The 9,354-nt window shown below is 66.0% G+C and carries 13 protein-coding genes and 1 pseudogene; all 14 read left to right on the forward strand.

Annotation, left to right across the window (positions count from 1 at the left end):
* Nucleotides 1-46: 46 nt before the first annotated feature.
* Complete coding sequence (locus RhoFasB10_RS14470; protein ID WP_167676942.1) at nucleotides 47-1,258, forward strand: phage portal protein; 1,212 nt, start codon at nucleotides 47-49, stop codon at nucleotides 1,256-1,258.
* A complete protein-coding gene (locus RhoFasB10_RS14475) occupies nucleotides 1,255-1,662 on the forward strand; it encodes a hypothetical protein (protein WP_167676944.1) in 408 nt (135 codons plus the stop codon). Before RhoFasB10_RS14470 ends, RhoFasB10_RS14475 begins: the two co-directional genes overlap by 4 nt.
* Entirely contained in the window at nucleotides 1,659-3,515 is a 1,857-nt protein-coding gene (locus tag RhoFasB10_RS14480) for an HK97 family phage prohead protease (protein ID WP_167676946.1), read from the forward strand. The genes RhoFasB10_RS14475 and RhoFasB10_RS14480 overlap by 4 nt, the downstream gene beginning before the upstream one ends.
* The gene (locus tag RhoFasB10_RS14485) at nucleotides 3,515-3,859 is read left to right on the forward strand and encodes a hypothetical protein (RefSeq protein ID WP_167676948.1); all 345 of its coding nucleotides are present in this window, start codon (nucleotides 3,515-3,517) and stop codon (nucleotides 3,857-3,859) included. Before RhoFasB10_RS14480 ends, RhoFasB10_RS14485 begins: the two co-directional genes overlap by 1 nt.
* Entirely contained in the window at nucleotides 3,856-4,242 is a 387-nt protein-coding gene (locus tag RhoFasB10_RS14490) for a hypothetical protein (protein WP_167676950.1), read from the forward strand. The genes RhoFasB10_RS14485 and RhoFasB10_RS14490 overlap by 4 nt, the downstream gene beginning before the upstream one ends.
* A 2-nt stretch (nucleotides 4,243-4,244) precedes the next feature.
* Nucleotides 4,245-4,655, forward strand: a complete 411-nt coding sequence (locus RhoFasB10_RS14495; protein WP_167676951.1) for a hypothetical protein — start codon at nucleotides 4,245-4,247, stop codon at nucleotides 4,653-4,655.
* A gap of 3 nt (nucleotides 4,656-4,658) precedes the next feature.
* Nucleotides 4,659-5,060, forward strand: a complete 402-nt coding sequence (locus RhoFasB10_RS14500; protein ID WP_167676953.1) for a hypothetical protein — start codon at nucleotides 4,659-4,661, stop codon at nucleotides 5,058-5,060.
* Nucleotides 5,057-5,368, forward strand: a complete 312-nt coding sequence (locus RhoFasB10_RS14505) for a hypothetical protein (protein ID WP_167676955.1) — start codon at nucleotides 5,057-5,059, stop codon at nucleotides 5,366-5,368. The genes RhoFasB10_RS14500 and RhoFasB10_RS14505 overlap by 4 nt, the downstream gene beginning before the upstream one ends.
* A 136-nt stretch (nucleotides 5,369-5,504) precedes the next feature.
* A complete protein-coding gene (locus RhoFasB10_RS26340) occupies nucleotides 5,505-6,239 on the forward strand; it encodes a peptidoglycan-binding protein (protein ID WP_240931102.1) in 735 nt (244 codons plus the stop codon).
* The gene (locus RhoFasB10_RS26650; RefSeq protein WP_277345870.1) at nucleotides 6,236-6,367 is read left to right on the forward strand and encodes a hypothetical protein; all 132 of its coding nucleotides are present in this window, start codon (nucleotides 6,236-6,238) and stop codon (nucleotides 6,365-6,367) included. Before RhoFasB10_RS26340 ends, RhoFasB10_RS26650 begins: the two co-directional genes overlap by 4 nt.
* Complete coding sequence (locus RhoFasB10_RS14515) at nucleotides 6,364-6,738, forward strand: hypothetical protein (protein WP_167676957.1); 375 nt, start codon at nucleotides 6,364-6,366, stop codon at nucleotides 6,736-6,738. The genes RhoFasB10_RS26650 and RhoFasB10_RS14515 overlap by 4 nt, the downstream gene beginning before the upstream one ends.
* Complete coding sequence (locus tag RhoFasB10_RS14520; RefSeq protein ID WP_167676959.1) at nucleotides 6,738-7,148, forward strand: hypothetical protein; 411 nt, start codon at nucleotides 6,738-6,740, stop codon at nucleotides 7,146-7,148. Before RhoFasB10_RS14515 ends, RhoFasB10_RS14520 begins: the two co-directional genes overlap by 1 nt.
* Complete coding sequence (locus tag RhoFasB10_RS14525) at nucleotides 7,148-7,423, forward strand: hypothetical protein (RefSeq protein WP_167676961.1); 276 nt, start codon at nucleotides 7,148-7,150, stop codon at nucleotides 7,421-7,423. Before RhoFasB10_RS14520 ends, RhoFasB10_RS14525 begins: the two co-directional genes overlap by 1 nt.
* Nucleotides 7,410-9,354 (forward strand): annotated as a pseudogene (locus tag RhoFasB10_RS14530) (hypothetical protein); the annotation flags it as partial. The gene RhoFasB10_RS14525 and the pseudogene RhoFasB10_RS14530, both read left to right, overlap by 14 nt.

Raw genomic sequence — 9,354 nt, forward strand, 5'->3', positions numbered from 1 at the left:
AACCCGGACATGAGAATCACACGAGTGGGATTAGCGTCTCCCACCAATGAACGCCATCAAGAGATTCTTCGGGTTCGGAGACCTCGTGGAGACACGAGGCGGTTCGGTCGACTCCGCCGGCGGTGACTCCCCGCTCGCCGGTGTAATGCCGCCTCCCCGTGAGGATTTCGGCGTTGTGTCGTGGCGCGAGGCGATGAAGGTGTCCGCGTTCTCGCGGTCCGTGGACGAGATCAACACCATGATGACGTCCATGCCGGCCACGGTCCGACGCATCAACGGACCCATGCTCTCGCGCGGCCGCAGCTTCCCCTCGATCGTCGACAAGCCGAACCTCGACATGGACTACGAAGAGTTCATCCAGTCGAGCGTCAACGATCTGATCATGCACGGCGAGTTCTTCTGGCTGCGCGTCGGTGATCCGCAGACGGTGAACCTCATTCCGACGTCGCCGATCGAGATGACCGTTGTACGCGACCGCCTGCCGGATGGCACCTGGGGTCGAGTTCGATACGCGCACATGGGCAAAGAGATTCCACGCGCCCGCGTCGTCCACAAGAAGCACACCGCCATCACAGGCGAGCCTCGCGGATTCGGGCCGCTGCACCACGCGCAGACCGACCTCCGAGCTGCCCTGCTGCTGGCGAAGTTTCAGCAGGATTGGTTCGACTCCGGTGTGCCGCCGGCCACCCTGAACACCGACCAGCACCTCAACGGCGCACAGCAGGCCGAACTGCAGGAGCGGTGGAACACCTTCGTCAAGTCGCACCAAGGCCAGACGGTGATCCTGTCGTCCGGACTGAAGCTCGACCCCATGCACCTGAAGCCCGCCGAGGCGCAGATGCTCGAGGTGTCCGACGCGATCGACCGCAAGATCGTCCGAGTACTCGGCACGCCGGCATTCGACCTGATGGTTCCCGGCGGCACCGAGTCGCGCACCTACCAGAACCTCGAACAATCGACGCTGCAGTTCCTCGTCGCGACCCTGGCGAAGTACATGAACGCGATCGAACGCGGCCTGACCGACGTGATCCCGCGCGGACTGAAGGTCGAGCTGGACGAGACCGGCCTGCTGCGCATGGACTCCAAGACCAAGGCCGAGGTCGACAGCGCCAACATCACGAACAAGACCCGCACCGTCAACGAGCTGCGCGCCCGCGACGGCTACGCACCGCTGCCCGAGTCCGAGACCAAGCCCGACCCGGTCAAAGTCCCGAGCGAGCGCGTCGACGAACAGCAGCCGAAGGAGATCGAGGCATGACCGTCCACGTCGTCATCGGACCGCCGTGCGCCGGCAAGTCGACGTTCGTCCAGGAGTCCGCCCGCCCCGGTGATCTGATCATCGACTTCGACGCTCTCGCATCGGCTTTCGGATCGGTCACCGCCCACGACACCCCGCTCGCCATGCGCCGCGTCGTCCAGTCCGCGCGCCGCGCCGCGATCACGCAGGTACTCATGGGCACCGTCGAGCACGCCTGGATCATCGACACCGACCCCGACCGCTCGATGCTCGCGCAGTACTCACGCGCCGGCGCAGAGCTACACGTCGTCGACCCCGGCCAGAACGAGTGCCTGCTGCGCGCCGACCGCGACAAGCGCCCGCCCTGGACCGCCGACCAAATCCGCCGCTGGTACCGCCGCAACCCATCGAAGAGGACAGCATGAGCCACCACCCCGCGACACAGCACTTGCTCGACCTGTTCGAGCACGCCCACTTGCCGCCACACCTGCAGGCCGTGTCAGCGCCGCTATCGGTGCTCGCCTACCAGATGGCGCACACGCTTGACTCCGGACCCGAGATGACGACCGGACTGCGGAAGCTGCTGGAGGCGAAGGACTGCTTCGTGCGCCAGGCCGTCATCGACGCCCGGTCGATCGAGACTCGATCCGCACCCGTAGCCGATGTCGAAATCCGCACTGCCGCAATTGGAGTGGTGGACGAACTGAGCCGCGTCATCTCCGGTATCGCAGTTCCGTTCGGGCAGGCCACCGAAATCCGGACGAAGAACGGCACCTACATGGAGTCGTTCCTACGCGGTGCGTTCGACGACAACGCGCCGGCGACCGTCCACGCGAACCACGGCTGGCAGACGCGAGGCGAGCTGCCAGTCGGAACCGTCATCGCCGGCGAGAACCGCGACGACGGCTATTACGTCGAGTGCCGCATCGCCAACACTGCGCGCGGTGACGAGGTGCTCGAACTCGCACGCGACGGCGTGCTCAAGTACTTCTCCGTCGGGTTCCTGCCCGGTACCCACGAGTCGCGCGACGGCGTGCTCGTCCGCACCAAAGCGACACTGCGCGAGGTGTCCATCGTAGAAACCCCCGCCTACAAGGGCGCGGTCATCGAAAGCGTGAGAAGCGCTGCTACAGAAGAGGAAACAAGAATGGACCCCGAAGAAATCGCCAAGCTTATCGCCGCCGACCCCGAGGTCACGCAGCTGCGCGCCGACAACGAGACGCTGCTGCGTCGCGTCGGTGTGCTCGAAGACGGCGGCAGCGGAACCACGCTGACCCGCACGTTCAAGTACCAGACCGCCGGCGAATGGCTCAAGGCTCTCTACGCCGGCGAGACCGACGCGGCCGACGAGTTCCGCGCCGCAGTCGAGTCGGTCGAGACCCGCGCCTACGAGGGCCAGACCCTCGCGGACACCGAGCTGCAGCCGGCCTGGATGCAGAAGGCGCTGAAGCTCATGGACGAGCGCCGGCCGCTGAAGGGACTGTTCACGCAGGAGCCGCTGCCGTCGAAGGGCATGACGATCGAGTACCCGGTCGTCAAGGGCGAGACCGGCACCGTCCAGAAGCAGGAGAACGAGGGCGACGACCTCGCCTACACCGAGATCAAGGTCGGCACGCGCACGGCTGAGGTCGAGACGTTCGGTGCCTACACCTCGCTCTCGCGGCAGCTGATCGAGCGCGCCACGATCGACCACCTCGGTGCGGCCCTCAAGTACCAGATCATCTCGTACGCTCGCAGCTCCGAGCTGCAGGTCCGCAACTTCTTCACCTCGCTCTCCTCCACTGTCGTCGGTGAGAATCAGGTGCAGGGCATCAACGCCGGCGCGACGATGCCAGACTCGGCACCCGAGCTGATCGACATCACGATCGACGCCAAGGCCATGATCGAGGACAACACGCCCGGTGGCGCACTGGCTGACTTCATCCTCGTCAGCCGCGACGTGTTCAAGGCGTACGCGGCCATCGTCGACTCGACTGGCCGGCCACTGTTCGACATCAACAACGACGGCCAGAACACGTTCGGCTCGGTGAACGTGCGCTCGCAGGAACTCGGTGGCGCGATCGCCGGGCTGCCGATCGTCGTCGGGCCGCGTCTGGCTCCGAACACGTTCGCGGTGTGCGCCAAGGAAGCGATCACCACGCAGGAGTCCGCCGGCGCGCCGTTCCGCCTGCAGGACGAGAATGTCATCAACCTGACGAAGGACTTCTCGGTGTACGGCTACCAGGCCATCTACAGCGAGCAGCCCAAGGGCATCGTCAAGGTCACCTGGGGCGCGTAATGACCACGCCGATACCGACCCACCCCGGCGCGGTGCCCTCGATCGAGGAGTTCCGCAACTACGTCGGTGCCGGCGACGCCCCCGGCAGTAACGAGGAAGCTCTGGAACGGGAACTGGCGGCAGCCGTCGAGCTGCTGGACGACTTCTGTCAGGACCCGTACCGGCCCATCCCCGACTCGGTGATGAAGCGCTGGTACCTGAAGGTCGGTGCTGAGATGTTCGACGACCAGAAGGGACCGAGCACCTACACTGACCGGTTCGAGAACGTCGTCCAGGCTCGCTCGTCCCGCGACCCGCTCAACGTCGTCATGCGCGAGGTCCGCAGGTACGTGAGCTTCATATGAACATCACGCAGGCCGCCGCCGAAATCACCACCGCACTCGAAGGTGCCGGCCTCCGCGTCCAGGGCTGGGAGCAGAAGCAGGTCGTCGGCCCGGTCGCCATCGTGGTGCCGGCCGATCCGTTCATAACCGACGACGGCCCGACCACGATGGGCGAGCCGTTCGTCATCCACTACGGCGTCCAGCTCATCGCCGGCCGAGGCACCGGCGACGTCATGCGCGCGAAGGTCGAGCAGATGGTCACCGACTCGGTGCTCGCGCTCCGTGCCTACAACTGGTCGATCGACGAGGTGCAGTACCCGCTCATCGGCACCGAGAACGACAACCCCACAATCGGCGCGCAAATCGCGTTGTCCGCAGCCATCAACCTGAAAGAGGATGTGTAGCAATGCCATTCAAGGGAACCAAGGGCGAGAACCTGTCGATCACGATCGACGCCGAGGAATACAACAGCTACCTGCACGAGGTCCGCGCAGAACCGGACGACGGCGAGGACAGCGACTTCATCACCTTCGCCAACGCAGCCAGCGGCGACACGTCGCAGTGGTTCCTGCGCGGCACCATGTACAACGACTACGCGTCGGACAGCCTCTGGACGAAGGCATGGGAGAACTCCGGACAGGTCGTCCCGTTCGTCATCAAGCCGTACGGCAACGCAGCACCGTCCGAGGATCAGCCGCACTTCCGAGGTGACGTCAAGATCAGCCGCAAGCCCGGTGTCGGCGGCGAGGCCAACGAGGCCCACGAGACCGAGATCGAGTGGGAGATCGACGGCGTCCCCGAGCGCGTCGTCGCGTAGCCGATGGCCGGCTTTCGCATCGACGTCGACGTCGATGGCACCACCGAGATCGCCGGGAAGCTGACCAAATTCCAGGCCAGCTCCCGGCGACTCAAGCCGGCGTTCGAGCAGATCACCGACCGGGCCCTGATCATGGGCAGGTTCCATGCCCCGCGCTACGGCGGTCGGACCCGCTCGTCGCTGAAGGGCAAGGCGTCGAATCTGCAGTCGCATGTGAAGGCCGGCAACGGCTCGTACAACAGTCACGGCGGCGGCATCTACGTCCGCATGAACCACTTCGGTACCCGCTGGGACGGTCAGACCCCGAACCCCTGGCTTTACCGAACCCTCGCTAAGACAACAACATTCGCCGTGCAACGTGTGCGGCGTGAGCTGATGAAACGGAAAGAAGAGGCTGGACTATGACCACTCGCGCCGCCAAGGGCAAGACTAAGAGCACGCTCGGCGACACCATCGACAACCTGACCGGGCTGCAGGTGAAGCGGGTCCAGTCGCTGACCGGCTGCCCGATCCACGAGCCGGACGATTACTACCAGCTGCTGTTCGCGATCGACTACGTTCGCCGGCTCCCGGTCGAGCAGCTGCGCAGCTGGGGACCTGACGCGCTGGAGGGCTTCGAGCGTCACCTCGAGGAGCACACCACCAAGCAGGTCGCTGACGCGCTCGGCGCCAACGAACCGGACTCCGACCCAAAAGACGCGCCCGCGAGCTAGCGGACTACGAGGCTGATCGGCTGGCCGAGTTCTGCATGCTGACCGGCCAGCCGCCCGACGTCTACTACGCGCTGACAGTGCGCGAGCGCAACGCGTTCGTCGGCGTCGCCAACAAGCGAGCCAAACGGAGGAAGAAATGACCGTCACCACCGAGAACGGCTGGGCGCAGATCAGCAACCCGACCCGCCGCACGATCGTCGGAACCAACATCGTCCTGCCGCTGCACTGGCACGACTGCGGTTTCGTGCTCGCCGCGTTCGCCGGCATGTACAACCGCGACATCGAACCGCTGTCCGGTGGCGCATCCGACGAGGGCGGGTGGACCCCGACCAACAGTGTCTGGAACTCGAATCACCTGTCCGGCACCGCCGTCGATCTGAACTGGAACAAGTACCCGTTCCGCAAGTACACGATGCCGCGCGGCCGCGTCGACCAGGTGAAGGACCTGCAGCGCAAGTTCCGCGGACTCATCGACTGGGGACGCGACTGCTGGGGCGGAAACCCGGTGGACGAGATGCACTACCAGGTTGCCAAGGGCAAGCCGATGGACGCCTATGTCGGCTTCGCGAACGAGCTGCGCGGTGGGCTGTTCGGGCTGTTCGGCAACACCGCTCCCACACCCGCCCCCGTCGTCGTGCCCAACCCCGGCGTCGGTGGCGGCTCCACGTTGCTAATGCGCGGCTCCCGAGGCGACGCCGTGCGCCGGCTGCAGGAGCGACTGAACCGCGACTACCCGCGCTACTCCAAGCTCGTCGTGGACGGCGACTACGGGCCAGCGACCGAGGCTGTGGTGCGCGAGTTCCAGCAGCGCGCCGGCCTACTGGTCGACGGCGTGGCCGGCCCCGAGACTCACGCAAGGCTCGGCCTGTGAAGTACGGGCTGCAGACCCTCGCGACGGCGGTGGTGCTCGGCGTGGTAGCCGGCATCACCGCCGCATCGAGCTACCTACTTCGGACCGAGCTGCCGTCCGAGGCCCAACTCATGGAAGAGAAGTCATGACCGCACCCAAGCTTCCGCTCGACCTCGTGCGCGAGGAGATCATGAAGCGCGTCGGCCCCGAGATGGACGAACGGTTCAAGCAGCTGATCCCGATCTTCACCCGCGCACTCAAGCGAGACGAACCGCTCGACTCGATCGAGATTCCGCCGGCGACCGAACCCGTGCCCGCCGGCACCGCCGCCAAGCGCACCACCGTGCAGGGCGTCGTCGCAATCATCCTGGCGTCCGTGCTCGGCTTCGCCGCCGACGCCGTCAGCGACGACGACTTCCAGGTATTCGACCTAGGCGACTGGAAAGGCGTCGGCACCGGCGCAGTCGTCGCCGCGATCATGGCGCTACTGGCGTTCGGGCAGCGCAAGATCGGCCGCTGATGAACGAGAAGGCAGTCCTCGCGGCTGCACAGATGCTGTCGGTCCTGCTGGCCGGCGGCTCAATCGTCGTCGGTGCGCTCTACGCCGGCCCCGAGATACTGGTCCGCCGGCCGCTACCGCCGGGTCAGGAAACGCTCGTCGTCGTGGTCGAGCACTTCTTCCCCGTCTGGCCGTTCCTGTTCGGCGTGACCGGCATCGCCGCTCTCGTCTGCGCTCTGCGCCGGCGCGCAGTCATCACCGGACACGGACTCATCATCGGCGCGTGGGCGTTCTACGGACTCTGTCTCATCATCGCCCCGCTCCGATCCGTGCCCCCTACCCCGATCCTCGTCGGCATCATCTCGCTGTTCATCGTCGTCGCCGCCAACATCGGCGCGATCCGCCTCTGGGCCGCACTCGGAGTGAAGTAATGGACACCATCGCGATCGTCGTCGCAGCCATCGGAGCTATCGCCACCGCAGTCTCCACTGTCGTCGTCGCCCGCAACCGCGTCCAGACAGACAACGTCGTCGCGCTCGTGCAGTCGAACGGAACACTCAACCGCCAAGTCGCCCGACTGGACGAGTGGAAGATAGCGGCCCGCTACTACATCGCGCGTATCCGAGGACAGCTGGCAGACAACGGGATTCAACCGCTGCCCCTGCCTCGCGAGCTACAGGAGGACCTGACCGATGCCAGCGAGTAACACCGTCGACATCTATTTCAAGGGTCACGACTCGAACCTGACGAGCGCGATCCGCCGCGTCAAGTCCGAGCTGCAGTCCCTTCGGAATCAGCGCGTCGAGGTCAAGGTCGACGTCGATGACCGGGCGCTGAACCGTCTGCAGGACCGTATGAACGGCGTCCGCAACACGGTCACCCGCGTGCGTGCCGCCGTAGACAGCAGTGAGCTGACCGAGTTCCGCGCGCAGCTCGCCGCACTGCGCGACCGTACCGTCCGCATCGACGTCGAGCTGGACAGCGCCGGTGCTGCCGCCGGCCTCGCCGCGTTCGACTCCGCGCGTGGAAACGCCCGCATCGCACTCGACCTCGACACCCGTGTCGCCGCTGCAGAGCTGGCTGCGTTCATCGCGGCAGTGCCCCGCTCGGTGTCGATCAATCTCGACCTGGACACCGCCGGTGCTGCCGCCCGCATCCTCGCGCTCCGCGCAGCACTCGCCGGACTGGGAAGTGCCGGCGCTGGACTCGGTGGTGCCGGCGGTGCAGCCGGCGGTCTCTCGAAGATGGGCGGTGCGGCCTCAAGCCTCCTGCCGAAGCTACTCGCGCTTGCCCCGCCGGTCGCCACCCTGGCGTCCGGCGCGGTCGGTGCCGGCATCTTCGGTACCGCTGCCGCGCTCGGTGCAGTCACCGCTGCCGCCGGCGCGATGTCGATCGGCTTCGGCTCCGCCGTCGCCGCGCTGCCCATCATGGCTGCAGCCGCGTCGGACAAGGTGAAGGAGCACTTCAAGTTCATGGCCGACGACGTCGTGTCGACCATGAAGGAAATCTCGAAGCCACTGCAGGAACCTCTCGTCGGACTGGCGACCGCGCTCGGTGCCGCCTTCCACCAGATACGGCCGAACCTCGAACGGATCACCGCCGGCGTCGGTGACCTCATCAACGAACTGTCGGGCAAGATGCCGGCCATCGCCGCCGAGGTCGGCCCCGCCCTGGAGCAGATGTTTAACGGCGCGGTGCCGCACATCCGCAACCTGACCAACGAGATGCCGAACATCATCCGCAGTATCGGTGACTTCGCCGGCAAGCTCGGTGACCCCGCGATCGTCCAGGGCGCGCAGCGCGTGTTCGGAATGCTGCCTGGCATCATCTCCGGAGCCGGCGACGCCCTGGTGAACATAGGCGAGAAGTTCAACTCGCTGATGTCCTACCTCGACTCCGGCGCGCTCGACGGATTCACAAATGGCATAGGCCAATTCATGGACAACCTGGGTAGCACCGACTGGTCCGGTGTCACCCAAGGGCTGACCGATATGGCGAACTCGTTCGGTAACTTCATGTCGTCGATCGACACCGACAACCTGGCGACGAACCTCGAAGGGCTTACGTCCGGACTGACCGAGCTGACCAACGCATCCGCCGGCATCGTGTCCGCGTTCTCGTCGGCCGACGAAGCGCTGCGCGGGTTCATGGAGCGCGCCAGTCAGCAGACCGACGACTTCTTCGGCGACGGCATCCTGCCGAAGAACTGGTCGGACAGCATCAACCAGGCGCTCGACGACCTGGGTCTGATCGAGTGGTCCGGCAAGCCGATCGAGGTACCGATCGACGTGGTGCCGGCAGAGGGCAGCGCGAACGGCATCGCCGAGACAATCGCCGGCGCTCTGGGTGCCGCCGCATCCGGTGGCGGCCTGGAGGTCCCGGTCACCCCGACCCTGCCGTCCGACCTCCCGCCGCTGCCGCTGATCGGTGAGTTCCAGGACCCGCCGCCACCGCCAGAGCCGCTGCCCGTCCCCCTGCTGGGCGAGTTCACGACACCGCCGGAACCACCAGCGCTCGCGCCAGTCCCGTTCGGGCTGCAGTTCGACGGCCAGGTGCCGGCCATCCCGCCACCGGCTCCGTTGTCGATCGACGTGCTGCCCCCGGCTCCCGTCGAGGTCCCGGTCACCACTGGAGAAA

The sequence above is a fragment of the Rhodococcus sp. B10 genome (genome assembly GCF_011770055.1).
Lineage (GTDB): Bacteria > Actinomycetota > Actinomycetes > Mycobacteriales > Mycobacteriaceae > Rhodococcoides > Rhodococcoides kyotonensis_B.